Source organism: Streptococcus sp. HMSC078H12, assembly GCF_001814615.1.
Taxonomy (GTDB): domain Bacteria; phylum Bacillota; class Bacilli; order Lactobacillales; family Streptococcaceae; genus Streptococcus; species Streptococcus salivarius_F.
In genome coordinates, this window is record NZ_KV817316.1 from 535473 (window position 1) to 562010 (window position 26538).

Here is a 26538-nt window from a genome sequence, read left to right on the forward strand (position 1 = left end):
GTTTCGCTATTTTGCTATGTCATAGAATTATTTTTCAAATTCTGCTTTTGATTTAGTATCTGCGTATTCTTCAGCGACTTCGCTTGAAAGAATGTCATTGTAACTTGGCAATTTAATGTCTTGGCCATATTTGTTACGAAGGGCAGTAGTGACCAAACGGTAGGTCAGGTTGGCGTTACGAGAAAGAATTGGTCCATGGAAGTAGCTACCATAAACATTTTTATAGTGGACACCCTCAGAACCGTCTTCCTTGTTATTACCATTACCGTAGACCACTTTTCCAAGTGGTTTTTCATCATCAGAGAGGAAGGTGCGCCCTTGGTGATTCTCAAAGCCATAGTAAGTTTCATCGAACTCTTCGTTATGGATCTTGATGTCACCAATATAACGGTTATTTTCTTGATTGAGGGTATAGTGGCCCATAACACCGATACCATCAATGCGGACACCATTAGCCTGGATGTAATATTGACCAAGAAGTTGGAAACCACCACAGATGGCAAGAATTACTTTGTTATCTTGGATGAATTGACCAATAGCCTCACGCTTAGTTGGGAGGTCTTTAGCAACGATGGATTGTTCGTAGTCTTGACCACCTCCAAAGAAGACCATGTCGTAGTGGTCCTTGTCGAAGTCATCACCAACTGAAACGATGTCGAAGGTCATCTTAGCACCAAGTTTTTCACCCACGTATTTGATCATAAGGACATTTCCGTTGTCACCGTAGGTATTGAGTAGATTACCATAAAGGTGGGCAACATTTAGGTCATAGGTGTAGTCACGATTTTCTGGAGATTTAAGTGAAGTATAAGTCATTAGTTCATCTCCTTTCCGACAGCATGACGTTGAGCAAGAATATCACGGAATTCAAGCATGGCAGTATAGGTCGCTAAGATATAGGCATGATCGCAATCTTGTTTTTCAATCAATGCCATAATATCTTCAAGTTTTTCTGCTTGCGTAATCTTTTCTTCTGGATAGCCGGTTACACGAAGACGGCGGGCAATTTCAGAATGGCGAACACCACCAGCGTTAATCTCAGGGATATCCATCTCGATAATGCTTTCAAAGTTGGCATCCCAAATCCAGCTAGTATCAATACCATCAGCATAATTGGCGTTAAGAAGGACTGACAAGCTAAACGGATAATCTGCAAGTTTAATCATATCGAGAGCTTGGCTGGCTCCTACTGGATTCTTAATTAGTACGAGAGTACATGATTTGTCACCAATCTTAAAGGTTTCTTGGCGTCCAAAGACAGCACGACTCTTATCAAAACCAGCTTTGATTTGCTCTGGAGCCACTCCGAAGAATTCAGCGACAGAGACGGCAGCAAGGGCATTGTAGATGTTATAAAGACCACCGACATTAATCTTGTAATCTTGTCCATCAATGACAAATTCAGAAGTAGTGTTAGTGATTTTAGTCAACTCTGTTAGCTTATAGTCTAATTCTGGACGGTGGAAGTCACAGTTGAGGCATACATAGTCACCCAGATTAGCATAAGTATTGAGGCGATACTGAAGAATGCTCTCACATTTAGGGCAGACAATTCCTTCGGTATTATAATGTGCCAGCTCTGGAGAGTGTTTTTCAGTGTCAAAACCATAGAAGCGTACAGGATTGACCACCTCTTTAGAATTAAAGAGAGGACTGTCTCCATTGGCCAAAATAGTGGCCTCAGGTGCCTTAGCAGCACCATCTAAAATCATCTGATAAGTGGTATAGATTTCACCATAGCGGTCCATTTGGTCACGGAAAATATTTGTGAAGACAAAAAGACTTGGAGTGATGTATTCAGTGATTTTTGGAAGGCTAGCCTCGTCAATTTCCAAGACAGCGATTTTCTTACCAGACTTGGCTTTTTTAGCTGTTAGGAAAGTAGAAGTGATTCCTGTGATCATGTTGGCTCCACTAGGGTTGGTCACAATCTCACCAAAAGCTTCTTTAAGAATTCCTACTGTTAAAGCTGTTGTCAGAGTCTTACCATTGGTTCCAGTGACAACGACAATCTCGTAATCCTTGGCTAAAGTGTCTAAAATATCTTTGTCAAATTTAAGGGCGATTTTTCCAGGCAGGGTTGAGCCACGTCCCAATTTTGAAAGGACGAAATGGCTAGCTTTACCCGCCAGAATTCCCATGGTAGTTTTCATAGTCATGAATTTATTTTATCACAAAAAGTAGTGATTGTAGTCTCAAAATAGTTAGAATTCGTGGTATAATAGAAACTGTTTAAAAATTAAAAGAAAGTGTGATATGTATGGGAATACTTTCGTCCATTGATATTGATTTTTGGCGGTCACTCTTTGATAGTCCGCTGAAAGTTATCGTCAATAGTTTGGACATATTGATTGTTGCTTTTTTAATTTATCGCTTTATTAGGGCCCTACGAGGGACAAAAATTATGACCCTTGTTCAAGGGGTTGTCTTATTTATTTTAGTCAAACTGATTTCTGATTTTATAGGCTTCACGACGATTTCTTATTTGATGAATCAGGTTATCAACTATGGGGCCATTGCGGCGGTTGTAATCTTTGCGCCAGAGCTTCGTTCTGCACTTGAAACCTTTGGACGGACACCTCAGCATTTTTTGCAAAATAAAGAGGTTAGCTCAGACGAGAAGTTGGTTCAAGCCTACGTTAAAGCTGTTAAGTACATGAGTCCTCGTAAGATTGGGGCGCTGGTTTCTATTGAACAGACTCAGACCTTACAAGAGCAGATTGCGACTGGAATTCCACTTGATGCGGTGGTGACTGGGGAACTTTTAATTAATATATTCATCCCAAATACACCGCTTCATGATGGGGCAGTTATCATCAGAGATAACAAGGTTGCGACGGCTTGTTCTTATCTGCCATTGACGGAATCTAATAAGATTTCCAAAGAGTTTGGGACTAGACATAGGGCTGCCATTGGTCTTTCAGAACAGACAGATGCACTGACCTTTGTTGTGTCTGAGGAAACTGGTGCGATTTCAATTGCGTACAAGGGAAATTTCATCCATGATCTCTCTGTTCAAGAATTTGAACAAGAGTTGAGTCTTATCTTGTTGAAAGAACAAGAACCACGTCAGTCATTCTTCCAACGTTGGATGGGAGGTAGCAAAAAATGAAGCGTTTCGTAAATTTCTTTAAAGACGATCGTTTATGGCAGATGCTAGTTGCTCTCTTCTTTGCTGTGGTACTCTTTTTCACGGCATGGTCGGGAAATACGCAAAATAAAAACAATAGCTCAAGTGCATCTAATACCTTTACACAAACCGTTGAATCGGTTCCTGTGGATATTAAATATGATAGTGATAAGTACTTTATCAGTGGTTATTCCTATGATGCCGAAGTCTATTTGACAGCGACAACACAGCTGGCTTTAACGACTGAGACAAGTAGTGATACGCGTCACTTTAAATTAGTTGCTGATTTGTCGAATCTGGGTCAAGGAACCAGTCGAGTACCTATTCAGGTTAAGGATCTTCCAGCTGGAATGTCTGCGCAAGTATCGCCATCAACCTTGACGGCGACTATTGGTAAAAAAGCCAGCAAGACCTTTGACGTCGTAGCTAACATCACATCAGATAAGTTAGCAAATGGCTATGAAGTAAAAAAAGTTAGCCTGGATGCAACCAAGGTAGAGGTGACGTCGAGTGAAGATATCATTAACCAGATTGATCATGTTCAAGCAGTATTGGAAGGTGATTCCAACCTGTCTGAAGATTATGATGGGAACTTGGTCCTTCAAGCAGTTTCGACAAATGGAACAGTCCTAGCAAGTTCAATCTCACCAGCTAAGGTGCATGCCAAGATTAGTTTGCGAAAATTAAGCAAATCTGTTCCTGTCAAGGTCGAACTGACTGGAGATAAGGCTAGCAATGTGTCTAGTATCAGCTATAGCTTTGATCGTGGACATGTGACTATCGTTGGTAGCCAAGAAGCTATGGATAAGATTGATAGCATCACAGTCCCAGTAGACATTAGTCAAGTGACTAAGGACACTTCAAAAACAATAGACCTTAAGGCAGAAGGTGTTACGGTTCAGCCTGGCACTGTTAAGGTTAACTTAAAAGTCACGCAAAAATAGGGGAGTTACATTTTCCCAAAATTCATGTATAATGGATGGGATTGAGAGGGACTAATCTCATAAAAATGTAACCAATTAAAAATATTTAAAATCAAGGGTTGAAAATATTGGCGAAATCTTATAAAGTTAGATTATCTAGATAGATTTCACTAGATTGACTCTTGCTAAACAGCATCACAGTTTAAGGAGGATTTAGTGCTCAAGCACTAATAATAAAATTATGGGTAAATATTTTGGAACAGACGGTGTTCGTGGAGAAGCAAATGTTGAACTTACGCCTGAATTGGCCTTTAAATTAGGTCGTTTTGGTGGTTATGTGCTTAGCCAACATGAGACTGGCCGTCCTAAAGTTTTTGTGGCACGTGATACACGTATCTCTGGTGAGATGTTGGAATCTGCCTTAGTAGCAGGTTTGCTCTCAGTGGGTATTGAAGTCTACAAACTTGGAGTACTTGCAACACCTGGCGTCTCATACTTGGTTCGTACAGAAAATGCAAGCGCTGGGGTTATGATTTCAGCCAGCCATAATCCAGCTCTTGATAATGGTATCAAGTTCTTTGGTGGTGATGGCTTTAAATTGGATGATGCGCGTGAAGCGGAAATTGAAGCCCTTCTCGATGCTGCAGAAGATACACTTCCACGCCCTTCAGCTGAAGGACTTGGAACACTTGTTGATTATCCAGAGGGTCTTCGTAAATACGAAAAATTCTTGGTAGCTACAGGTGTTGACCTTGGTGGCATGAAAGTTGCTTTGGATGCGGCTAATGGTGCGGCTGCGGTATCTGCACGTAATATTTTCCTTGACTTGAACGCAGAAATCGCTGTCATTGGTGACCAACCTGATGGCCTTAACATCAATGCTGGTGTTGGTTCGACACACCCAGAGCAGTTGCAAGCCTTGGTTAAAGAAACTGGCTCAGCAATTGGTCTTGCCTTTGATGGAGACAGTGACCGTCTCATCGCTGTTGATGAAAATGGTGATATTGTTGATGGTGACAAGGTGATGTACATCATCGGTAAACATTTGTCACAAAAAGGCGAGTTGGCTAAAAATACCATTGTAACGACAGTTATGTCAAACCTTGGTTTCCACAAGGCACTTGACCGTGAAGGCATTAACAAGGCAGTGACTGCTGTTGGTGACCGTTACGTTGTTGAAGAAATGCGTAAAAACGGGTACAACCTTGGTGGTGAACAATCTGGACACGTTATTATCATGGATTACAACACAACTGGTGATGGCCAATTGACAGCAATCCAATTGACTAAAGTCATGGTTGAAACAGGTAAGAGCTTGTCTGAATTGGCTTCAGAAGTGACTATCTATCCACAAAAATTGGTTAATATTCGTGTGGAAAATAGCATGAAAGATAAGGCTATGGAAGTTCCTGCCATTGCCGCGATCATTGAAAAAATGGAAGCTGAGATGGCTGGAAATGGCCGTATCTTGGTTCGTCCAAGTGGTACCGAACCTCTCCTTCGTGTTATGGCAGAAGCACCAACAGATGATGAAGTAAACTATTACGTTGATACGATTGCTGATGTTGTTCGTGCAGAAATTGGATTGGACTAAGTATGATAGCTAAACTGAGAGCCTTCATGGCTACCGAAGTTTTCAAGTACCTTTTCTTTGGTGTCTTGGCAACTTTGGTCTATATGGTTAGTCGTACTTTGATTTTCCAGTTTACCCAACAAGGAACACTTTCAGCAGTCTTAGCAAATGCGATTGCCATTATCTTTGCCTTTTTTACAAATGACATGTTTGTCTTTAATCAGGAAAAGACAGGTATGGTCACGCGCTTTGTTAAGTTCGTGGGAGCCCGCCTCTTGACCTTGGTTTTAGATTTGGCTCTGGCCTATTTCTTGGTCGATACCTATCCAGAAATTATTGGTCAATTTGTTGGGCATAGTCATGCTTGGGTAAACGGTATCGAGAGCCTTTTCTCTCAGGTCCTTATCATTGTATTGAACTACATTATTTCTAAATTTTTCGTCTTTACAGGCGAGAAAGTATAAACAAAAAGGAAGTTGTTAGGAAATGTGTTAAAACCATTTCTTACCAACCTCCTTTTTTGATATAATTGAAGAGACTTAAAAAAATAGAAAGATGAAACATGTACGTACAATTATCTCAACGCCTCAAGGACGTAGCAACCTACGTTCCGAAAGGCGCAAAACTCTTGGATGTAGGCAGTGATCATGCCTATCTTCCGATTTATTTACTTGAAAAAGGTTTGATTACTTCAGCTATTGCTGGTGAAGTGGTAAAAGGCCCTTATGAATCTGCTCTTGCTAATGTCTCAGCTTCTGGTTTCCAAGATAAAATAGATGTGCGCTTGGCTAATGGCTTGGCTGCCTTCGAACCTGCTGATGAGGTAACAACTATCACGATTTGTGGCATGGGAGGACGTCTTATTGCGGATATCCTAGATGCTGGAAAGGACAAACTAACAGGCGTAGACCGTCTGATTTTACAACCAAATAATCGTGAAGATGATCTCCGTATTTGGTTGATGGAAAATGGTTTTGAGATTATTGCCGAATCCATCATGACTGAAAATGGCAAATATTACGAAATCATGGTGGCAGAAGCTGGACATATGAGCCTTTCAGACAAGGAAGTGCGTTTTGGTCCTCATCTCATGAAAGACCAATCTCAGGTTTTCCAGCTCAAATGGCAGAGAGAAATCAATAAACTAGAGATTGCTTTAGGCTCCATTCCTCTTGCCAATCAGACTGACCGTGCAGCTATTGAAGATAAAATTCAAACCATTAAGGAGGTTTTGAACTATGTTAGCTAGTGAACTTATCAAGACTTATGAAGAATTTTGTCCACAGGAGCTTTCCATGGAAGGTGATGTGGTTGGTTTGCAGATTGGCAGTCTGGACAAGGAGATTCAGAAGGTCATGGTTACCTTGGATGTTCGTGAAAATACAGTAGCTGAAGCTATTGAAAAGGGTGTGGACCTTATCATTGCTAAGCACGCTCCAATTTTCCGTCCAGTTAAGGATTTGGTGTCTTCGCCTGACCGAGATATTTTGCTTGACCTGGTTAAGCATGATATTGCAGTCTATGTGAGTCATACTAATATTGATGTTGTTAATGATGGCCTTAATGATTGGTTCTGTGACTTACTTGACATTAAAGACACCACTTATTTAACGCAGACTTCTGAAAATCATGGAATCGGTCGAGTGGGTGATATCGCGCCACAGACCATTGAAGAACTTGCTCTCAAAGTAAAAGCAGTTTTTGGCTTGGACAGTGTTCGCTTGGTTCGTTATGACCATGATAATCCTCTTGTTAGCCGTGTGGCTATTTGTGGGGGTAGCGGTCAAGGATTTTACAAGGATGCTTTGAAAAAGGGGGCACAAGTCTTTATCACTGGTGATGTTTACTATCATACAGGGCAAGAAATGATTACTAATGGTCTCTTGGCTATTGACCCTGGGCACCATATTGAAGCCCTCTTTATCTCAAAGATTGCTGAGAAACTTGAGGTCTGGAAACGTGAGCATGAGTGGAATGTGACCATACTTGAAAGTCAGTCCTCAACCAATCCTTTTGACCATTTGTAGGAGGATGTGTCTGTGACTTGGCTTTTGCATCAAAATGTGGTCTTTTTGGCCTTACTTGCAGGTCTTTTTACTTGGGGCTGTACCATTGTCGGCTCGGCCATTGTTTTCTTCTTCAAGAATATTAGTCGTAAATTATTAGATATCATGATGGGCTTTGCGGCTGGTGTCATGATTGCGGCCTCTTTTTGGTCACTTTTGGATCCCTCTTTAACTTATGCGACTCAAAATGGCTATGGGAAGTGGTCATGGTTCCCTGCGGCAGCTGGTTTCTTGCTTGGAGGTGTTGCCCTTCGTTTGATTGATGCCGTCGTTCCCCATTTGCATTTGGGGAATGACATCTCTAAAGCAGAAGGTATTCAACCTCGTAAGAAAAAGTTGTCCAAGACAGCCCTGCTTTTTTTGGCTATCACCATTCATAATTTTCCAGAGGGATTAGCAGTCGGTGTGACTTTCGGCGCCTTGGCTGGTGGCAATATGACATTCGCGGGTCTTATGGGAGCCATTGGTCTAGCTATAGGTATTGGTTTGCAGAATGTCCCTGAAGGTGCAGCCCTCTCAGTTCCTATTCGAGCAGATGGAAAATCTCGTATCAAGGCCTTTTATTGGGGATCTATGTCAGCTATCGTGGAGCCTATAGGGGCTGTTATGGGAGCTGCTCTTGTCATGTTGATGATGGCGATTATTCCTTATGCTTTGGCCTTTGCGGCTGGTGCCATGATTTTTGTGGTAACGGAGGAATTGATTCCTGAATCACAAACCAATGGTAATACTGACGTAGCAACCTTGGGCCTTATGGTTGGCTTTGTCGTCATGATGGTCATGGACGTGGCCTTGGGGTAAAAGAATAATAAAGAGCTGTGCCTATTGATATAGGACTCAGCTCTTTTCAAATAGATGGAGTAAAAAATGAAAATTGCAATTGTTGGAGCAGGTATTGTCGGTTCAACGGCTGCCTATTACTTATCAAAAGAAAAAGGCGTAGAAGTTACAGTATTTGATCATGGTCTTGGACAAGCAACCAAGGCAGCAGCTGGTATTATCAGCCCCTGGTTTTCCAAGCGTCGTAATAAGGCCTGGTATCGCATGGCCCGTTTGGGAGCCGATTTTTACCAAGATTTAGTTTCAGATCTTAAAAAGGATGGTTATGACACGAGCTTCTATGATCAGTCTGGTGTAGCCCTTCTCAAGAAAGACGATAGTAAATTGGACGCTTTGTACCAGCATGCAGAAACGAGACTAGAAGAATCACCCATTATTGGTGAACTCTCTATAAAAAATGCTGAGAATCTCCCTGAATTCACTGGATTTGACCATTATCTCTATGCTTCTGGAGGAGCCAGAGTGGAAGGGGCAGAGTTGACAGCTACCTTGATTGATGCCTCTGGTTTTGAAAAGGTGGGGGGACGAGTTACACTCTCTCCTCTTGACAATGGCACTTACGAGATTAATGCTCAAACTTTTGATAAGGTCATTCTCGCTTGTGGTGCCTGGCTAGGTCAAACGCTTGAACCCCTTGGTTTTGAAGTAGATGTTCGCCCCCAAAAAGGTCAATTACGTGACTATTTCTTTGAGGGGTTAGATACTGGTAAGTTGCCTGTTTTGATGCCAGAGGGTGAACTAGATGTTATCCCATTTGCTGGTGGAAAGATTTCGGTAGGAGCCAGCCACGAAAATGACCAAGGCTTTGATTTGACAGTTGATGAGACTGTACTTGCAAGTCTGGAGGAAGAGGCTAAGACCTATTTCCCTGACTTAAGCACGGCTAAGTCCTTCTCAGAACGTGTGGGAACGAGAGCCTACACGAGTGATTTCTCTCCTTTCTTTGGAGAAGTTCCAGAGCTTGAGAGTGTCCTTGTTGCTTCTGGTTTAGGATCTTCAGGGCTCACGACAGGGCCACTGATTGGAAAAAATCTGGTTGATTTGGCCATGAATCGACCTGGTAGCTTGGATAGTGCGGACTATCCAGTGGCTCAGTACATTAAGAAAAAAGACTAATAGTATTAAAGTTATTCTAGATATTTAGACTCAAGAATCAGTTGGCTATTTCTTGCTATTGAGGGATGTTGGCTGATTCTTTTTTTATTAGAGTTATTTACATCCATTTCTTATTTGATTAGAAAATGATAAAATAGTAACTGTTCATCGATTGTAGGTGAATACTAATAAAAAATGGGGAGGGACTATGTTCCAAAAAGTTAAAGTATATGTGACAGTCTTTGTTTCCTTGTTAGCCATAAGTTTAGGCTTGTCTGTCAAAGCAGGGGCAGCAGAAGACTTGGCTGTGACAAAGACAAGAATTGTCCTAGAGAGTTATGAGTTTGGTCCTGCTGTAACCAAAGTCATTTTTGAATTTAATCAGAAGGTCACACCAGAGGTTGTCCACAGCTCAACCCAGGTTACAACAGCAGGAGTTAGCCGTCAGGTGACGAATTCTTATGTGTCCGACGATCAGGGGCATGTGGTCTATTATGATAACAGCAAGTACGTGACACTTGAATTGAGCCTACCTTCTTATAATCGCTACAACATGGGTGGAAATGCTGAACCTATGTATTTTAACCTTTCTACTTGGACTAACCAATGGCTGGAAAGTTATATGGTATCGATGAAAGATTTGTCAGTAGTGGCAGAAGGTAGTAGTCAGTCGCAAATGGTGTCTTCTGAGCAAGATGCCATCAATAATCGTTTGATGCCAACAACGGAGGTTTTCGATGAGCGAGGGCAGGTAGGTAACATGCAGTATGCGGCTTATAGTGCCCAGACCGGTACGGGAAATAGCACCAAACCTTTGATAGTCTGGCTACACGGCATTGGTGAAAGAGGGACAGATATAAATATTCCCCTTCTTTCAAATGACGTCTATGCGCTTACCCAGCCTGATATTCAAGGCCATTTCTTAACAACTGGTGATCAGGCGCGTGGGGTCAATGTGCTTGCTGTTCAAACGCAGACACCTTGGGGGTCGGATAATGCATCACAACTCAAAGAGACCATTGATACCTACCTAGCCAATCACCCAGAGGTAGATAAGGGACGAATTTATCTTGCAGGGGTTTCCAATGGTGGTGGTATGGTCTTGACCATGGGAGCAACCTATCCAGATTATTTTGCAGCTCTCATTCCAATTGCTGCTCCCTTAACTATTGACCAATCTGGGATTGATAAACTGAAGGACCAGCCTATGTGGTTGATTCACACGAAAGCAGACGCAACAGTTCAACCAGAAAATAGTGTCTTGCCTCTATACAAGAGTTTGATTACCTCTGGAGCTTCTAACAAATGGTTTTCATACTTTGAAACAGCTACCGGGACTGATCTTCCTGGTACAGAGTATGATGGGCATTGGGCTTGGATTTATTTCTTCCATGACCAGGTGATTGGCGTTCAGCATCCTGAAAATACGAAAAATTGGGATGGTTATAGTGGTATGGTAGCCACTGACCCAACCTATGGCGGTGGCTCTCGAGCTAGTGTCAATGGGCAAACCTATAACAGTATCTTTGACTGGATGAGTGCACAAAGGCACTGAAGAAGATGATGATTACGCTTTCTAAGGAAAGTGCTACAAGAGGTTATCTTCAATCTAAAAGGGTTTCAATCGAAATCCTTTTTTCATTGGATTAAGAAAATGGACACTTGTGATTTTCTTAATGAAAGCTTAAGAACATAGGGTTTACCGTGACAAGAGGGCTGAAAAATGCTAAAATATAGGTAATATATTAGAGAAAAAAGGAGCCTTCTTATGAAAGGTATTATTCTTGCAGGCGGTTCAGGGACGCGTTTGTATCCATTGACTCGTGCTGCATCAAAACAACTGATGCCGATTTACGATAAACCAATGATTTATTACCCACTATCAACGCTTATGTTGGCTGGTATTAAGGAAATCCTCATCATCTCAACACCACAGGACCTTCCACGTTTTGAAGAGCTCCTTGGTGATGGTTCTGAGTTCGGTATTTCCCTTTCTTACGCAGTACAACCAAGTCCAGATGGATTGGCTCAAGCCTTTATCATTGGTGAAGACTTCATTGGTGATGATAGTGTTGCCCTTGTTCTTGGGGACAATATTTTCCATGGCAATGGTCTTTCTGCTATGCTTCAACGTGCCGAAGCTAAGGAAAAAGGAGCTACAGTCTTTGGTTATCAAGTTAAGGATCCAGAACGTTTTGGTGTTGTTGAATTTGACGACAATATGAATGCCATCTCAATCGAGGAAAAACCTGAGCATCCAAAATCAAACTTTGCTGTAACTGGTCTTTATTTCTATGACAATGATGTTGTGGAAATTGCCAAAAATATCAAGCCAAGTCCTCGTGGCGAACTTGAAATCACGGATGTTAACAAGGCTTACTTAGAACGTGGTGACCTCTCTGTTGAACTTATGGGACGTGGCTTTGCTTGGTTGGATACAGGCACTCACGAAAGTCTCTTGCAAGCTGCTCAGTACATTGAAACAGTTCAACGTTTGCAAAATGTTCAAGTGGCTAACCTTGAGGAAATTGCCTATCGCATGGGCTACATTACTAAAGAGCAGGTCCTCGAATTGGCACAACCACTTAAGAAGAATGAATACGGGCAATATTTGCTCCGTTTGATTGGAGAAGCATAATGACTGAACAATTTTTTGGTAAAGAATTAGCTGCACGTAAGATTGAAGCCATCCCAGGTTTACTTGAATTTGATATTCCAGTACATGGAGATAACCGTGGATGGTTCAAGGAAAACTTCCAAAAGGAAAAAATGTTGCCGCTTGGTTTTCCAGAATCATTCTTTGCAGAAGGAAAATTGCAAAACAATGTTTCTTTCTCACGAAAAAATGTTTTACGTGGTTTGCACGCTGAGCCTTGGGATAAATACATCTCAGTAGCAGATGAAGGAAAGGTTCTTGGAACATGGGTTGACCTTCGTGAAGGCGAAACGTTTGGAAATACTTACCAAACAGTCATTGATGCCTCAAAAGGAATCTTCGTTCCTCGTGGTGTTGCCAATGGTTTCCAAGTTTTATCTGACAAAGTATCCTACAGCTACCTTGTGAACGACTACTGGGCACTTGAACTCAAACCAAAATACGCCTTTGTCAACTATGCTGACCCAAGCCTTGATATCAAGTGGGAAAACTTGGAAGAAGCAGAAGTCTCAGAAGCAGATAAAAACCACCCATTACTCAAAGATGTTAAACCCCTAAAAGCAGAAGATTTGTAAGAATGAGTCTTGCATAGCAGTATCGCGACTGCAAGGAGCGTTATAAGATTGTTCCTGCCCTAGTGAAAACAAGATTCCCTAAGGGAATCTTGTAGGGAAATCTGGAGACTTAGGCTCCGGATTTAGCCATGAAACCGAAGGGTTGCTGGCGTCCCTCACTAGCTAAAGGAACGGTCAAGGAACTAAGAAATTTGGAGAAAAAATGACTGAATATAAAAATATCATCGTAACTGGTGGCGCAGGTTTCATCGGTTCAAACTTCGTACACTATGTCTACAACAATCATCCAGACGTACATGTGACTGTCCTTGACAAACTCACTTACGCTGGTAACCGTGCCAACATTGAAGAAATCCTTGGTGACCGTGTTGAATTGGTTGTTGGTGATATTGCTGATGCTGAATTGGTTGATAAATTGGCTGCTAAGGCTGATGCTATCGTTCACTATGCGGCTGAAAGCCACAACGATAATTCATTGAACGACCCATCACCATTTATCCACACAAACTTCATTGGTACTTACACACTCTTGGAAGCTGCTCGTAAATACGATATTCGTTTCCACCACGTATCAACAGACGAAGTGTATGGTGACCTTCCATTGCGCGAAGATCTTCCTGGACACGGTGAAGGTCCTGGTGAAAAATTCACAGCAGAAACAAAATACAACCCATCATCACCATACTCATCAACTAAGGCTGCTTCAGACCTTATCGTTAAAGCATGGGTGCGTTCATTTGGTGTTAAGGCAACTATTTCAAACTGCTCAAACAACTATGGACCATACCAACACATCGAAAAATTCATCCCACGTCAAATTACCAATATCTTGTCAGGTATTAAACCAAAACTTTATGGTGAAGGTAAAAACGTCCGTGACTGGATTCACACTAACGACCATTCAACTGGTGTTTGGGCTATCCTCACTAAAGGTCGTATCGGTGAAACTTACTTGATTGGTGCTGATGGTGAAAAGAATAACAAGGAAGTTCTTGAACTCATCCTTGAAAAAATGGGTCAACCAAAAGATGCTTACGATCGTGTAACAGACCGTGCTGGTCATGATTTGCGTTACGCTATTGACTCAACAAAATTGCGTGAAGAACTTGGTTGGGAACCACAATTTACAAACTTTGAATCAGGTTTGGAAGAAACAATCAAGTGGTACACAGATCACCAAGACTGGTGGAAAGCCGAAAAAGAAGCTGTTGAAGCTAACTACGCTAAGACACAAGAAGTGCTTAAATAATTGGGAAATCTATCACTTCCAAGCTAGTGATAGATTTTTCTATTAAGAAATCTTAGGAGAGATGATGAATAGAAAAGAATGGATTGAATATTTTGAAGCGATTAATAATCGAAAGCCCACTATTCAGGAGTGTCAGCAGGCCCTTCTAAATGGTGAATTTGTTATGGAAGGAAAACAAGCTACTTTTTCCAACAATGGAAATTCCGTGACTGAAGGAGCCATGCCTTTACCAAATCAAATGACTGGTCAAATGGTTAACCCAGCTTATTCACAGCAAATGGTTTTTGTTAAGAAGAAAAAGTTTGGCAGGAAGACTTTTATTGGTCTTGGGATTGCTATATTTCTTGTTGTAGCAACAAGTCTTGGACTCTTTTTGTTTTCTTCCAAAGGAACAAACTTGGGAGGTTTGTGGGTAACTAATGATAATGTTGGTTTGGTTTATGATTTAAGTGGGAAGAAGTCAAAACTTGTTGCAGGCTATAGGGAAGAAGAAATCAAAGAAATCTCTATTGGTAATAAAGTTAGACAGGAGTTTGAAGCACGTTTAGAAGATGTCAGTAATTCAAAACTAAAAACGATTGCTGATTTTGACAAGAAATACCAATTACAGACAAAAGAGATCATCCTGGTAAAGACGAAAGTGTTTGGATACTATAATCTGATTCAGAAAGATGGGACAAACTTAGTTCTAGATTTATTCTTATCAGACCTCTACTATGGATCAAGAAGTACCAAAGATTTAAAAAAGACATGTCTTTTTCATAAGGCAGCGGTTCCAAAAGTTTTTGTTGGGCAATGGAAAAAATTTGATTCCGATGATGATTCAGAAGGAGAAGGGACTATCTCTGAAAATGGGGTTGTTACTACAGATTCTGATGGTAAAGATATCTTAATTGCTAAGACTTTAAAAGAATATCTGGTGGATCAATCAGGCAGTATAGATAATGATAAGGTGCAAAAAGAGTTTGCTAAAATACAGAAGTCTCTTAAGTCACATGGTTTTCAGGCTAAGAGTGTTAATGACATCTACCACGATGCGAGCAAGTCATACTATTATGTCCTTGTAGATGGTGGTAAGCGCATTATTCTCTTAGAGGATAGCTTTAACCTTCTCTCTTATAAAGGTTATCTTGAAAGAGAAGACACTCGCTAATCACAATATCTCTATCAGATAAGATAAGAAGTACTTAAATAATAGTCAAGAGTCTATCATTCCTCAAGGAGTGATGGACTTTTTTTTACTAGTAAATACGACATTAACTTATGACAGCGATACAATTGATTACATAAATATTACAAAAGTTACACAAAACACTTGATTTCTGTAACAAAATAGATATAATAGACATATAGAAAAGAGGTTTATGAAAATGAAAAGAAAAGTTATTCGTGTTTGCTCACTTGTTTTGTTGTCTGTAGCTGTTTCTGGAGCACTTGTCGGATGTGGCTCTAAGTCAGAAAAAGACACTGCAGCATCATCTACAACGTCAACTTCTAAAGTAGCGAAGTCATCTCCTAATACAAAAACATCTGAGAAGAAGTCTGCTAAAAAGGCTAAGACAGAAGCTTCAGCTTCAAAGGATTCTCAAGGTCAAGAAGAAGTGAGTGCTCCTGAAGCTAGCTCTTCAAAAAATCAAGCCTCAGCTGGAAATGATGCTCAAGCAGAGACAAATGGTAGTGCTGCTTCTGAGTCAAACAAGTCTAGTCAAGCAACAGCTGATACCCAAAGTGACGCTCCTGTCCCAGCAGCTTTGGTTGGAACTTGGACTGGTACGAGTCCTCAAGCAACAGACATTAGTTTTACAGTTGATGCTGATGGCAACATTACTTCAAAGGCAAATTTCAATGTCGATTACGAACCCTATCGTCAAAGCTCTACAACTGCAAAAGCTGTTCAAATTTCTGGTAATCTCTACGTTTGGGAGGGTGGCGATTTTTCAACCTTGCTTCCTGGTATTACTGGACTAGGGGGAGCTGGTTTCCAAGCTAAGCCAGGCTTTATTCTTGAAAATGGAACTTACACGCCAGTTCAATTCATCTCTGACTTGGGACCAACCTTTGATTATAGCAACTATAATGCTTTCCCATTCTCATTAACAAAATAAAGTATAGAAGCTATCTGGAGAGATGGCTTCTTTTTTGGCTCACACTCTTATCATTCGAGGTCTCATTTCTGCTTAAAAAATGGTAGAATAGTTACATGCAAACAAAACCAACGTCAGCCTATGTGCACATTCCATTTTGCACACAAATTTGTTATTATTGCGACTTTTCCAAGGTCTTTATTAAAAATCAGCCCGTTGATGACTACCTACGGGCTTTGATTCGTGAGTGGGAGCTTTTAGATATCAAGGAGCTTCGTACCCTTTATATTGGTGGTGGGACACCGACAGCTATTTCTGCGGAGCAATTGGACTACCTTTTAAGTCATCTTCAGAAAAATTTGGATTTGTCTAAGTTGGAGGAGTTTACTATTGAGGCTAATCCTGGTGATTTGACAGTTGATAAGATTGAAGTACTCAAAAAATCAGCTGTTAATCGCGTATCTTTAGGGGTTCAGACCTTTGATGACAAGCACTTGCGTCAAATTGGTCGCAGTCACAATCAAGCACAGATTTATGAAAGTATTGATAGCTTGAAGGCTGCTGGTTTTCATAATATTTCCATTGACCTCATTTATGCGCTACCTGGTCAAACCATGGATCAGGTCAAGGAAAATGTGAGAAAGGCACTGGAACTGGATATTCCACACCTAAGTCTCTATAGTTTGATATTGGAACATCACACGGTCTTTATGAATAAGATGCGTCGAGGTAAGCTCAATCTCCCAACGGAGGACTTGGAAGCAGAGATGTTTGACTATATTATCCAAGAGTTGGAAAACAATGGTTTTGAGCACTACGAGATTTCAAACTTTACCAAACCTGGGATGGAGAGTCGTCACAATCTCATGTACTGGAATAATGATGAGTATTATGGCGTGGGTGCTGGAGCCTCTGGTTATGTCAATGGTGTTCGTTATCGCAATAGAGGGCCTATCCAACATTACCTAAAGGCTATAGCCGAGGATGGTCATGCTAGACTCAATGAAGAACATCTGACTAAGGCGGAGATGATGGAGGAGGAGTTCTTCCTTGGTTTGCGTAAAAAGTCGGGTGTGTCTATCAAACGTTTTGAAGAGAAGTTTGGCTTGTCATTCGCGGATACTTATGGAGACATTGTAAAAAAACTACAGGAAGATGGGCTCTTGGTTAAGGATTCTGAGGTGGTTCGTATGACCAAACGAGGACTCTTTTTGGGTGATAGTGTCGCTGAGCAATTTATCTTGGAGGATTAGATGGGATTAAAATTTAGTATTCCTTATCAGATTCCGTTTTATGAGACGGATATCACGCATCAGGTAAAATTACCGCACTTATTGGCTTTTTCATTGCAAGTATCTGGTATGCAGTCAGAGTCTCTGGGAAATACGGACAAGGACGTTTTTGATAAGTACGGTTTGGTTTGGATTGTGACAGACTATGCGATTGAGATTGACCGTCTGCCTCGCTACAATGAAAAGGTAACTATTACAACGGAAGCTATTTCCTATAATAAGATTTTCTGTTACCGTAATTTTTACATCACAGATGAAACTGGTCAGCAAATTATGCTCTTTAAGACTACTTTTGCTCTCATGGATTATGAAACGCGTAAGGTAGCAGAAGTGCCAGATGAGGTGGTAGCACCTTATGGGGCTGATAAGACTAAAAAATTGCTTAGAGGGCCTCGCTATAAGGCTTTGGAAAATCCAATTGAGACGCTTTATCGTGTGCGTTATTTTGACCTAGATATGAATGGCCACGTTAATAATAGCAAGTACTTGGAGTGGATGTTGGATGTTTTCGATTTGGACTTTTTGACCAAGTACACACCAGCCCATATTGACCTCAAGTATGTTAAGGAAATTCATCATGGGTCAGAGATTTATTCAGGCTACGAGTTTGACCAAGAAAGTTTGAGAAGTCAACATCAGATTTGTGTTGATGGCAATATTCATGCTCAGGCTATTATCCAATGGAAAAAAATAGGAGACGAGTAAGATGACATATAAAGGTTATTTGATTGATTTAGATGGAACCATTTACAAGGGCAAGGACCGTATTCCTGAGGGAGAAGCCTTCGTTAAGGAGTTACAGAAGCGTCAGATTCCCTATCTTTTTGTGACTAATAATAGTATGCGTACACCAGAGATGGTGCAAGAGCTTTTGCGTAATCAGTGTGAATTGGAAACACCTCTTGAGACCATTTACACAGCTACTTTGGCGACAGTTGACTACATGAACGATATGAATCGTGGCAAGACGGTTTATGTTATCGGTGAGACTGGGCTTAAATCTGCTATTGCGGATGCAGGTTATACGGTAGACGAAGAAAATCCTGCCTATGTTGTGGTGGGCTTGGACCGTGAAGTCACTTATGAAATGTTGGTTAAAGCAACGCTTGCCATCCATAAAGGAGCTATGTTTATTGGGACAAACCCAGATTTGAATATCCCAACAGAACGCGGCCTTCTTCCAGGTGCCGGTTCCCTTTTAGCCCTTATTGAGGCAGCAACACGTGTGAAACCAATCATTATCGGTAAACCTGAAGCTATTATCATGAACAAGGCTCTTGAAATCCTTGGGACAGAACGTAGTCAAACTATCGTGGTTGGTGACAATTACTTGACTGATATTACAGCTGGCATTAAAAATGACTTTCCAACACTTCTTGTGACAACTGGATTTACCAAGGCGGAAGAGGTTGCGAATTTACCAGTAAAACCCGACCATGTACTTTCTAGTCTAGCGGAGTGGAATTTTGATGCGAACTAAAATTGAGGCTGTTCTGACTCCGATTTGGCTCTTGGCCCTGTCTATCCTAGTGACGATTTATCTGGCATGGGGCTTTTATTATTTTGATATTGATTGGATGCATCTTTTGGACTATGTCATTCTTGGCAAGACAGAGCTCTGGCATAATTTTAATATCCTCATGCAGTACCTGACCTTTCCTTGGGTTGATCATCTGTCCATGCCTGATTTTCCATCGTCGGAGAGTGGGCTCAAGCATTTCCATGATGTGAAGTGGCTCTTTCATTTGGTACAGGGGCTTGTTATTCTACTAGCTTATCCAGCAGTAACCTCTCTTTGGCGAAATGTGAAGAAAGGGACCTTTGGTCTTTACGTTAAACTTTATATGAGTCTAGCACTCTTGCCGGTCCTTATTGGGGTTGTGGGGCTTTTTCTCGGATTTGATGAGTTTTTTACGCTCTTTCATGAAGCACTCTTTCCTGGGGACAGCAGTTGGCTCTTTAATCCAATCTTGGACCCGATTATCAACGTTTTGCCAGAAGAGTATTTCCTTCAGTGTTTTGTCATTTTCTTTCTTGTCTATGAGGGAATCATGGTGAGTCTGACCTGGTTGGCCCGTAAGCAGCTTAAAATGTATTTGAAAAATAAGGAGTAGTTATGTCTATTCGTGATAACCATTTGCATACCCATCATTCCTATGATTCGGATGCGAACTTTACTGATTATTTGACGCATTTTGATGGGGAGATTGTAACGACTGAGCATTATGATCTCTCTAATCCTTATACCAAACAGGATGATGTGCCAGAGTATGAGGCCTATAGTCGTGAGATTGAAAGTCTTAACCGTAAGTATGGCAATCGTATTAAACGTGGTATCGAGATTGGTTATTACCAGCCTAGGGAAAGGGATATTGTAGACTTTCTGGATGGTAAGGACTATGATCTCAAACTTTTATCTGTTCACCATAATGGGGTCAATGATTATCTTGATGATGAGGTAGCTGATATGGACAAGGCAAGCATTATTCAAGAGTATCTGGACAAGTTGGAGTATGCTATTGGCCGTGTGGACGCAGATGTTCTGGCCCATTTTGACTATGGTTTCCGACTGTTTGACGTGACTGTTGATGAGTTAAAAGCTTATGAAGAACAGCTCAAACGTATTTTCCAGAAAATGATTGCTAATGATTTGGCTTTTGAGCTGAATGCAAAGAGTATGTATCTCTATCATCACGAAGACCTCTACCGTTATGCCCTAGGCCTTGTTAAGGATTTGGGATGTCGCAAGTATTCTATTGGCTCTGATGGGCATAAGTTAGAGCATTTTCGTCTGAACTTTGATAAGATTCAGGGGCTCTTGAGAGAATTTGATATTACTGAAGATATGATTATATAGCGAAGATGGCTTCAACTGAAGCTGTCTTTTTCTTAAGGAAAACTTAAAGGAAAAGCGTGGTTGTGGGATTTATAGAAGATTTTAAGTTTTGCTTGTTATGCTAATGTCAAGCAAAAGAAACTTATGGTTTCTATCTTATCTTTCAAAATTGGAGGTTTTCTATGAAATTTCTCAAAAGGCATGCCTATGCCTTACTCTTTACCCTTTTTCTGATGGGGGCAAATGTCTACTCTCTCCTAAAGGTCTTTGTCATTCCCTCAGCAGTCTCAACGGTTTCAGCCAATACGACTAGCTCAAGCACATCTTCGTCGACAGCATCTACCAGCACTGGTAAGGTGACTAAGACGGATACAACTTACAAAGATGACAACATGGATATCAAAATCACGACGGGTAAAACTAGTGATACCACTTACTATGTGGCAGATATCAAGTTGTCAAGTGCCGACTACCTTAAAACAGCTTTGGCGCAAAATACCTACGGGACTAACATCACCGACACGACATCTAGTATTGCCCAGCAAAATAATGCTATCTTTGCCATCAATGGTGATTACTATGGGGCTAACCAGTCAGGTTATGTGATTAAAAATGGTCAGGTCTATCGTGATACTGATCGAAATAGTGACTATGAGGACCTAGCGGTTTACTCAGATGGTAGCTTCAAGACCTTTAAGGAGGGCGATACAACGGCTCAAAAATTGGTTGATTCAGGTGTGGTGAATACCTTTGCCTTTGGTCCAACCTTGGTTGAAAATGGCAAGATAGCTGTATCAGAAAATGAAGAGGTTGGTCAAGCCATGGCTGACAATCCACGTACAGCCATCGGAGTTATCGAAGAAAGTGACGGCAGTGTGCACTATATTGTCATTGTCTCTGATGGTCGTACCAGTGAGTCGTCAGGATTGACTCTTTATGAAATGGCAGAGTTGATGAAATCTTATGGCGTGACGACAGCCTATAACCTTGACGGTGGTGGCTCATCTACCATGTACTTCAATGGTCAAGTCATTAACAAGCCAACCACAAACGGAAATAAAATCTCAGAAAGGGCGGTGAGCGATATTGTCTACATCGGTTACTAAAAAATCAGCCAGCAAACACTTTTTCACTTATATCAGTTTAACCATTTTTAGCTTAGTCTTTACTTTTGTCTATGAACGTTTTTCTTATGGGGAATCGTCCATGTTTATGCGTATGATGTTTTTTGCCCCATTGGCTGGAGCACTTATCTATCTGCTAACAGGAGTGGGAATGTCTTGGGTGAAAACACGTCTCTCAAAACTACTCTTTAATTCGTCTATTGCCGTTGTTGCTAGTGCCTGCTTAGTTAAGGGAATCGTTGAGGTTTCAGGTCGTACGACTAGCGTGGATATGCCTTATTGGTATGTTGCTGTAGGACTGCTTTGTTTGAGTATTATGACAGGCTTTATCAGACCTAGAAAATTGGCATAAAATAAAAGCTTGGAGCTGTGCTTCAGGCTTTTTATCTTACTTTGAAAAAATATTTAGGATAAATATACAAACCATAATAGGAAGAAATTATTTAAAACTGGGAATTTGCCTAAAGAAATTTTCATAAAAAATAACTGAGTTTGATTTTTTTTGTAGTAGGAATTTAGATAGAACGAGACTGTCTGTAGTGATGGAAATACCTGAATCTATCGTATTTCCGGTGTGAGGAACTTTTGAGACATGGGGTTCAAAACTTAGTCATGGAACTTTTTGGATAGCTACAATCGTCTACCAGATAATTTCACACTCGTCCGCCATCACCTAAGGAAAGTCTCAAAAGACTTGTTTCTGCTATTAAATATACATGATTTTCAACTCTTTATAAAAATATACAAAAAAGACTTGCATTGTTCTGAATTTTCATGTAAAATAATTTCAAATCTAAATCGTTGAGAGAAAAAGTCTGATCGCTTGACAGAGAATGCGGGAAGCTGAGAACGCATGAGATCAAAGACGACACATTCTTGAGAGCGTATGCGAACTCTGGATGACAGTAGTGTACGACGGGTGGTTCCGTTAGAGACTAGGAGTTACAAGAGAGACCTTGTGACTTCATGAGGAAGAGGGGGTGACCCCTGTTCGAATTAAGGTGGAACCACGTGCCAACGTCCTTGCAAAAGTTGTTTTTGCGAGGGCGTTTTTTGTTACACTTGCTTTTAGCATTTGTAGCTAGACGTACACTTGGTTGGAGTTGAACAGAAAGGATAAACTATGGAAATCAAAGGATTACGAAAGATTGAACCCTATGTGGCAGGTAGTCAGCCTGCTGAGAAAAATATCATTAAGTTGAATACTAATGAAAATGCCTATGGACCAAGTCCAGCAGTCCATCAAGCTTTAGCATCCTTTGATGCCCATCAGTTACGCAAGTATTCGACTTTGGATCAAGCGGCTTTACGTCAGGCCTTATCTGAACAGTTAGGTGTTCCTGCCGATCAAGTGATTATTGGAAATGGGTCAGACGATATTTTATCAATGGCTTTTCTAGCTTTCTTTAATAGCGAGGAAGAAGTCTTGTTTCCAGATTTGACCTATGGTTTTTACAAGGTATGGGCAGATTTGTATCGCATCCCATTTAGAGAAGTGCCCTTGAACTCTTCATTTGAGATTGATATTCAAGATTATCTGGTTGAAAATGGTGGGATTGTCCTTACTAACCCAAATGCGCCAACAGGTATTTATAAACCTCTCGATCAAATTGAAGAGATTGTAAAGGCCAACCAGTCAGTAGTTGTGATTATCGACGAAGCCTATATTAACTTTGGTGGGGAGACTGCCTTACCTCTCCTAGAAAAGTATGACAATGTGTTTATTACTAGAACCTTTTCTAAGGACGCCTCACTTGCAGGCTTGCGTGTTGGCTATGGCATCGGAAGTCCAAAGCTAATGACTGTGATCAATGCCGTCAAGAATTCGGTCAATCCCTATAATGTGGATAGCATCGCAGAAGTACTGGCGACTGCAGCCGTTAATTCTTGGGATTATTATGAGGATAGCTGCGCTAAGATAATGGCCACACGTGACTGGTTTAGTCAAGAATTGAAAGCTATTGGCTTTGATGTTCTTCCTTCAAAAACAAATTTTGTTTTGGTCAAACCACACGGAGTGACGGCAGGCCAATTGTTTGACTATCTTCAAAGTAAGAAAATTTATGTCCGTTATTTTCCAAAAGTGGAGCGTATTTCAGATAGACTACGCATTTCTATTGGAACTCAGGATGAGATGGAGCGCGTACTAATGACAATACAGGAGTTACAAGCATGAAAAAAACGACATTAGCCTTAGGAATGCACGATAAACTTTTCAAACGTGCCCGTACCATGTATCAGATTGAGCATCGTATCTGTGATTTGTTGATGACAAAGGGCTTTCTTCGAATTGAGACACCAACCTTGGAGCATTTCGAAGTCTTTAGCGATGTTGTGGACAATGGTAACTACAATTTCTTTGATAAAAATGGAGATCTTGTTAGTTTACGTCCTGATATTACTAGCCAAATTGGGCGCGTGATTGCTTCGACACAAGTTCATACACCGATTAAATTTTCATACTCTGGAAAAGTTTTTAATTACAATGAGGAGATGCGTGGCCTATCCAATGAGCATACGCAGGCTGGTATTGAGATCATAGGATTCCCCGTTCACCAGGCCATGGAAGAAGCTGTGATATCTGCTAAAGAGGCTCTGGATGCTGCCGGTGTCAAAAATTACAAGTTTGAGTTTTCACATGCTCGTCTCTTACAACTCATTTTTGAAGAATTAGACCTTCCAGCAGTAAAAGAAGCAGAGTTGGCAGACTATATCCGTGATAAGTCAATTACAGGCCTCAAGGAATTCACCAAAGAAAATCCAAGTCAATATGACAAGGTCTTGGAGCAGTTGCCTTTCCTCTTTGGTGAGACAAAGGCTGTTTTGACCAAGGCTAGAGAGTTGACAGACAGTGAAGCCTTTTTGACGGCCTTGGATAGTTTGGAAGTCTTAACTAATCGCCTAGCAGATAGTCTCCCAGAGACGACGCTTGATTTGGCTCAATTGCCAGCAGTGCCTTACTACACAGGCATGATGTTTAAGGTCTTTGGTGATAAGGTGCCAGATGCCTTTGTATCAGGTGGCCGTTACGATAAACTATTTGAACGCTTTGGTGCCACCGAATTAACAGCGGTTGGTTGGGCCATTGATGTCGATTCGGTCTATCAAGCAGTGCATGATGATGTGGAATTTGGAGGTGACTTGGATGACTAGCAATCAAATCACAATTGCCTTGACCAAGGGACGTATTGAGAAAGATACAGTTAAATTACTAGAAAAAGCTGGCTTTGACATGTCATTCATGGCTGATAAGGGCCGTAATTTAATTTTCGAAAGTCCTGACAAACGTTTCCGTTTTCTCCTAGTCAAAGCACCAGATGTGACCACCTATGTCCGACATGGTGTCGCAGATATTGGGATTGTCGGAAAGGATGTTTTGGTTGAACATCCGACAGGCTATTTGGAAATGTTAGACCTTAATTTTGGCCTTTGTAAATTCTCCGTAGCATCAACAGAAGACTATAACCCTGATGACCATAAGCGTAAACGTATCGCCACCAAGTATCCAACCATTGCGACGGATTATTTTAATCAAAAAGGTGAGGATGTTGAGATTATTTCAATTCAGGGGAGTGTTGAGATTGCCCCTGTCATTGGTCTAGCAGATGCCATTGTCGATATTGTGGAAACAGGGAATACCCTTGTTGCTAATGGCTTAAAAGTTTATGAAGATATTTGCAGGATTTCAGCACGAATGATTGTTAATAAGGCTTCTTTGAAAAATAACAAGGAAGTTCTACCATTCATTTGTAAGATTGAATCACTTGTAGGGAACGAGGAGGTACCGTTCGAATGAAACGATTAACTGGAACAAATAAAGAAATTGCAGAGCTTCTTTATCAGGAGCAATTGGAACTGTCAAAAGAAAATAGAGACGTTGAAAGCACGGTTCAAGCCATTATTGAAGACGTTAAAAAACGTGGAGACGAGGCCCTTCGTGACTATTCAGCTAAATTTGATAAGGTTGACTTGACTGATTTTGAAGTTGGACAGGACTTGATTGATCAAGCCTTTAAAGAGATTGATCCAGAGGTTTACCAAGCCCTAGTTAATGCTAAAGAAAACATTGAATCTTATCACAAACATCAGTTGGAGACTGGTTTTGAGGACCAACCAAGTGAGGGTGTTATTCGTGGTCAATTGATTCGTCCCATCAATCGTGTGGGTGTTTATGTTCCTGGAGGAACTGCGGCTTATCCGTCATCAGTTCTTATGAATGTTATTCCTGCCAAAATTGCTGGGGTTAAAGAGATTATTATGATTACGCCGCCTCAAGAGCACTTTGTTCCTGCGATTCTGGTAGCCGCCAAATTGGCTGGTGTGGATAGCATTTACCAAGTTGGTGGGGCTCAAGGGGTTGCGGCTTTGGCTTTTGGTACAGAAACAATTCCAAAAGTGGACAAGATTACAGGTCCTGGTAATATTTTCGTGGCGACTGCCAAGAAACAAGTTTACGGTATTGTCGGTATTGATATGATTGCAGGACCATCAGAAATTGGTGTTATCGCTGATAGTAGTGCCAATCCAACCTATGTGGCAGCTGACCTCTTGTCTCAAGCAGAGCACGACACACGCGCACGCGCCATTTTGGTCACAGATTCTGAAGCCTTGGCAGATGCGGTTGAAAGTGAGATTGAACGTCAACTCAAGCTTTTGCCACGTGAGGCGATTGCTCGTCCATCTGTCGAAAATAACGGCCGTATTATTATTGCCAATGATACAGATGCCATGTTCGAACTCATGAACTTGGTTGCGCCAGAACATTTGGAAATTGCTATGGACAATGCTTATGATTACTTGGAAAAAGTGGAAAATGCTGGTTCCGTCTTTCTTGGTCACTTTACCAGCGAACCAATTGGCGACTACTATGCAGGTGCCAACCACGTTCTTCCGACGACAGCGACTAGCCGCTTTTCATCAGCTTTAGGCGTGCACGATTTTGTCAAACGTATCCAATATACGCAATATGATAAGGCAGCAGTCAATAAGGCTCAGCACGATATCACAACCTTGGCTTATGCGGAAGGCTTGCAGGCCCACGCCAAGGCAATTGAAGTCAGAAACGACAATAATTGAGAGAGTAGAGGAAGAAGTT

General features: G+C 41.2%; 27 protein-coding genes. 25 read left to right on the forward strand and 2 right to left on the reverse strand.

The window, feature by feature from the left end; translation table 11 throughout:
- Positions 1-27 precede the first annotated feature (27 nt).
- Complete coding sequence (gene gatD, locus HMPREF2979_RS04055; protein ID WP_070655255.1) at positions 28-816, reverse strand: lipid II isoglutaminyl synthase subunit GatD; 789 nt, start codon at positions 814-816, stop codon at positions 28-30.
- Entirely contained in the window at positions 816-2159 is a 1344-nt protein-coding gene (murT, locus tag HMPREF2979_RS04060) for a lipid II isoglutaminyl synthase subunit MurT (protein ID WP_070655257.1), read from the reverse strand. The genes gatD and murT overlap by 1 nt, the downstream gene beginning before the upstream one ends.
- 101 nt (positions 2160-2260) lie before the next feature.
- Between murT and cdaA the strand changes: the two genes are divergently transcribed.
- The 25 genes from cdaA (at position 2261) to hisD (ending at position 26519) form a co-directional block, all read left to right on the forward strand.
- Positions 2261-3112, forward strand: coding sequence for a diadenylate cyclase CdaA (gene cdaA, locus HMPREF2979_RS04065; protein WP_037600527.1), 852 nt, complete (start codon positions 2261-2263; stop codon positions 3110-3112).
- The gene (locus HMPREF2979_RS04070) at positions 3109-4074 is read left to right on the forward strand and encodes a CdaR family protein (protein ID WP_070655259.1); all 966 of its coding nucleotides are present in this window, start codon (positions 3109-3111) and stop codon (positions 4072-4074) included. Before cdaA ends, HMPREF2979_RS04070 begins: the two co-directional genes overlap by 4 nt.
- A gap of 220 nt (positions 4075-4294) precedes the next feature.
- The gene (gene glmM, locus HMPREF2979_RS04075) at positions 4295-5647 is read left to right on the forward strand and encodes a phosphoglucosamine mutase (protein ID WP_013990769.1); all 1353 of its coding nucleotides are present in this window, start codon (positions 4295-4297) and stop codon (positions 5645-5647) included.
- Between the two features lie 2 nt (positions 5648-5649).
- Positions 5650-6090, forward strand: coding sequence for a GtrA family protein (locus HMPREF2979_RS04080; protein ID WP_013990768.1), 441 nt, complete (start codon positions 5650-5652; stop codon positions 6088-6090).
- A 98-nt stretch (positions 6091-6188) separates the two neighbouring features.
- Positions 6189-6875 carry a tRNA (adenine(22)-N(1))-methyltransferase gene (locus HMPREF2979_RS04085; RefSeq protein ID WP_070655261.1) on the forward strand — a complete coding sequence of 229 codons (687 nt, stop codon included), beginning with the start codon at positions 6189-6191 and terminating at the stop codon, positions 6873-6875.
- A complete protein-coding gene (locus tag HMPREF2979_RS04090) occupies positions 6865-7653 on the forward strand; it encodes a Nif3-like dinuclear metal center hexameric protein (protein WP_070655262.1) in 789 nt (262 codons plus the stop codon). The genes HMPREF2979_RS04085 and HMPREF2979_RS04090 overlap by 11 nt, the downstream gene beginning before the upstream one ends.
- Positions 7654-7665: 12 nt before the next feature.
- Complete coding sequence (locus HMPREF2979_RS04095) at positions 7666-8493, forward strand: ZIP family metal transporter (RefSeq protein WP_037600988.1); 828 nt, start codon at positions 7666-7668, stop codon at positions 8491-8493.
- A 66-nt stretch (positions 8494-8559) separates the two neighbouring features.
- Entirely contained in the window at positions 8560-9648 is a 1089-nt protein-coding gene (locus tag HMPREF2979_RS04100) for an NAD(P)/FAD-dependent oxidoreductase (RefSeq protein WP_070655263.1), read from the forward strand.
- A 187-nt stretch (positions 9649-9835) separates the two neighbouring features.
- Positions 9836-11182, forward strand: a complete 1347-nt coding sequence (locus tag HMPREF2979_RS04105; protein ID WP_070655264.1) for an acyl-CoA thioester hydrolase/BAAT C-terminal domain-containing protein — start codon at positions 9836-9838, stop codon at positions 11180-11182.
- A gap of 213 nt (positions 11183-11395) precedes the next feature.
- Positions 11396-12265 carry a glucose-1-phosphate thymidylyltransferase RfbA gene (gene rfbA, locus HMPREF2979_RS04110; protein ID WP_002883992.1) on the forward strand — a complete coding sequence of 290 codons (870 nt, stop codon included), beginning with the start codon at positions 11396-11398 and terminating at the stop codon, positions 12263-12265.
- The gene (locus HMPREF2979_RS04115; RefSeq protein ID WP_037600997.1) at positions 12265-12858 is read left to right on the forward strand and encodes a dTDP-4-dehydrorhamnose 3,5-epimerase family protein; all 594 of its coding nucleotides are present in this window, start codon (positions 12265-12267) and stop codon (positions 12856-12858) included. Before rfbA ends, HMPREF2979_RS04115 begins: the two co-directional genes overlap by 1 nt.
- Before the next feature lie 202 nt (positions 12859-13060).
- Positions 13061-14107: a dTDP-glucose 4,6-dehydratase gene (rfbB, locus tag HMPREF2979_RS04120; RefSeq protein WP_002884100.1), complete on the forward strand. Its 1047-nt coding sequence runs from the start codon at positions 13061-13063 to the stop codon at positions 14105-14107.
- A gap of 64 nt (positions 14108-14171) precedes the next feature.
- On the forward strand, positions 14172-15260 hold the full coding sequence (locus HMPREF2979_RS04125; RefSeq protein ID WP_070655266.1) for a hypothetical protein: 1089 nt from the start codon (positions 14172-14174) through the stop codon (positions 15258-15260).
- 211 nt (positions 15261-15471) lie between these two features.
- Positions 15472-16212, forward strand: coding sequence for a hypothetical protein (locus tag HMPREF2979_RS04130; RefSeq protein ID WP_070655268.1), 741 nt, complete (start codon positions 15472-15474; stop codon positions 16210-16212).
- Positions 16213-16307: 95 nt separating this feature from the next.
- On the forward strand, positions 16308-17444 hold the full coding sequence (hemW, locus tag HMPREF2979_RS04135; protein ID WP_070655270.1) for a radical SAM family heme chaperone HemW: 1137 nt from the start codon (positions 16308-16310) through the stop codon (positions 17442-17444).
- Positions 17445-18188, forward strand: a complete 744-nt coding sequence (locus HMPREF2979_RS04140) for an acyl-ACP thioesterase domain-containing protein (protein WP_070655273.1) — start codon at positions 17445-17447, stop codon at positions 18186-18188.
- A gap of 1 nt (position 18189) precedes the next feature.
- Complete coding sequence (locus HMPREF2979_RS04145) at positions 18190-18963, forward strand: TIGR01457 family HAD-type hydrolase (RefSeq protein ID WP_070655274.1); 774 nt, start codon at positions 18190-18192, stop codon at positions 18961-18963.
- The gene (locus tag HMPREF2979_RS04150; RefSeq protein WP_070655276.1) at positions 18953-19597 is read left to right on the forward strand and encodes a TIGR01906 family membrane protein; all 645 of its coding nucleotides are present in this window, start codon (positions 18953-18955) and stop codon (positions 19595-19597) included. The genes HMPREF2979_RS04145 and HMPREF2979_RS04150 overlap by 11 nt, the downstream gene beginning before the upstream one ends.
- Positions 19598-19605: 8 nt before the next feature.
- Positions 19606-20340, forward strand: coding sequence for a PHP domain-containing protein (locus tag HMPREF2979_RS04155; protein ID WP_070655306.1), 735 nt, complete (start codon positions 19606-19608; stop codon positions 20338-20340).
- Positions 20341-20501: 161 nt separating this feature from the next.
- Complete coding sequence (locus tag HMPREF2979_RS04160) at positions 20502-21425, forward strand: phosphodiester glycosidase family protein (protein ID WP_070655278.1); 924 nt, start codon at positions 20502-20504, stop codon at positions 21423-21425.
- Entirely contained in the window at positions 21406-21795 is a 390-nt protein-coding gene (locus tag HMPREF2979_RS04165; protein WP_070655280.1) for a hypothetical protein, read from the forward strand. The genes HMPREF2979_RS04160 and HMPREF2979_RS04165 overlap by 20 nt, the downstream gene beginning before the upstream one ends.
- Before the next feature lie 771 nt (positions 21796-22566).
- Entirely contained in the window at positions 22567-23619 is a 1053-nt protein-coding gene (gene hisC, locus HMPREF2979_RS04170) for a histidinol-phosphate transaminase (protein WP_070655282.1), read from the forward strand.
- Complete coding sequence (locus tag HMPREF2979_RS04175) at positions 23616-24596, forward strand: ATP phosphoribosyltransferase regulatory subunit (protein WP_070655284.1); 981 nt, start codon at positions 23616-23618, stop codon at positions 24594-24596. Before hisC ends, HMPREF2979_RS04175 begins: the two co-directional genes overlap by 4 nt.
- The gene (hisG, locus tag HMPREF2979_RS04180) at positions 24589-25239 is read left to right on the forward strand and encodes an ATP phosphoribosyltransferase (protein WP_002883998.1); all 651 of its coding nucleotides are present in this window, start codon (positions 24589-24591) and stop codon (positions 25237-25239) included. Before HMPREF2979_RS04175 ends, hisG begins: the two co-directional genes overlap by 8 nt.
- Positions 25236-26519, forward strand: a complete 1284-nt coding sequence (hisD, locus tag HMPREF2979_RS04185) for a histidinol dehydrogenase (RefSeq protein ID WP_004182681.1) — start codon at positions 25236-25238, stop codon at positions 26517-26519. The genes hisG and hisD overlap by 4 nt, the downstream gene beginning before the upstream one ends.
- Positions 26520-26538: the final 19 nt, after the last annotated feature.

Excerpts from the sequence above, each read along its gene's own strand:
- glmM (WP_013990769.1), top strand. The coding sequence starts at position 4,295 with ATGGGTAAATATTTTGGAACAGACGGTGTTCGTGGAGAAGCAAATGTT.
- HMPREF2979_RS04105 (WP_070655264.1), top strand. The coding sequence starts at position 9,836 with ATGTTCCAAAAAGTTAAAGTATATGTGACAGTCTTTGTTTCCTTGTTA.
- rfbA (WP_002883992.1), top strand. The coding sequence starts at position 11,396 with ATGAAAGGTATTATTCTTGCAGGCGGTTCAGGGACGCGTTTGTATCCA.
- HMPREF2979_RS04160 (WP_070655278.1), top strand. The coding sequence starts at position 20,502 with ATGAAATTTCTCAAAAGGCATGCCTATGCCTTACTCTTTACCCTTTTT.
- hisG (WP_002883998.1), top strand. The coding sequence starts at position 24,589 with ATGACTAGCAATCAAATCACAATTGCCTTGACCAAGGGACGTATTGAG.
- HMPREF2979_RS04090 (WP_070655262.1), top strand. The coding sequence starts at position 6,865 with ATGTTAGCTAGTGAACTTATCAAGACTTATGAAGAATTTTGTCCACAG.
- HMPREF2979_RS04140 (WP_070655273.1), top strand. The coding sequence starts at position 17,445 with ATGGGATTAAAATTTAGTATTCCTTATCAGATTCCGTTTTATGAGACG.
- HMPREF2979_RS04130 (WP_070655268.1), top strand. The coding sequence starts at position 15,472 with ATGAAAATGAAAAGAAAAGTTATTCGTGTTTGCTCACTTGTTTTGTTG.
- hisD (WP_004182681.1), top strand. The coding sequence starts at position 25,236 with ATGAAACGATTAACTGGAACAAATAAAGAAATTGCAGAGCTTCTTTAT.
- hemW (WP_070655270.1), top strand. The coding sequence starts at position 16,308 with ATGCAAACAAAACCAACGTCAGCCTATGTGCACATTCCATTTTGCACA.
- rfbB (WP_002884100.1), top strand. The coding sequence starts at position 13,061 with ATGACTGAATATAAAAATATCATCGTAACTGGTGGCGCAGGTTTCATC.
- HMPREF2979_RS04125 (WP_070655266.1), top strand. The coding sequence starts at position 14,172 with ATGAATAGAAAAGAATGGATTGAATATTTTGAAGCGATTAATAATCGA.
- HMPREF2979_RS04150 (WP_070655276.1), top strand. The coding sequence starts at position 18,953 with ATGCGAACTAAAATTGAGGCTGTTCTGACTCCGATTTGGCTCTTGGCC.
- HMPREF2979_RS04080 (WP_013990768.1), top strand. The coding sequence starts at position 5,650 with ATGATAGCTAAACTGAGAGCCTTCATGGCTACCGAAGTTTTCAAGTAC.
- gatD (WP_070655255.1), bottom strand. The coding sequence starts at position 816 with ATGACTTATACTTCACTTAAATCTCCAGAAAATCGTGACTACACCTAT.
- HMPREF2979_RS04085 (WP_070655261.1), top strand. The coding sequence starts at position 6,189 with ATGTACGTACAATTATCTCAACGCCTCAAGGACGTAGCAACCTACGTT.
- cdaA (WP_037600527.1), top strand. The coding sequence starts at position 2,261 with ATGGGAATACTTTCGTCCATTGATATTGATTTTTGGCGGTCACTCTTT.
- HMPREF2979_RS04115 (WP_037600997.1), top strand. The coding sequence starts at position 12,265 with ATGACTGAACAATTTTTTGGTAAAGAATTAGCTGCACGTAAGATTGAA.
- HMPREF2979_RS04070 (WP_070655259.1), top strand. The coding sequence starts at position 3,109 with ATGAAGCGTTTCGTAAATTTCTTTAAAGACGATCGTTTATGGCAGATG.
- HMPREF2979_RS04175 (WP_070655284.1), top strand. The coding sequence starts at position 23,616 with ATGAAAAAAACGACATTAGCCTTAGGAATGCACGATAAACTTTTCAAA.
- HMPREF2979_RS04145 (WP_070655274.1), top strand. The coding sequence starts at position 18,190 with ATGACATATAAAGGTTATTTGATTGATTTAGATGGAACCATTTACAAG.
- murT (WP_070655257.1), bottom strand. The coding sequence starts at position 2,159 with ATGACTATGAAAACTACCATGGGAATTCTGGCGGGTAAAGCTAGCCAT.
- hisC (WP_070655282.1), top strand. The coding sequence starts at position 22,567 with ATGGAAATCAAAGGATTACGAAAGATTGAACCCTATGTGGCAGGTAGT.
- HMPREF2979_RS04100 (WP_070655263.1), top strand. The coding sequence starts at position 8,560 with ATGAAAATTGCAATTGTTGGAGCAGGTATTGTCGGTTCAACGGCTGCC.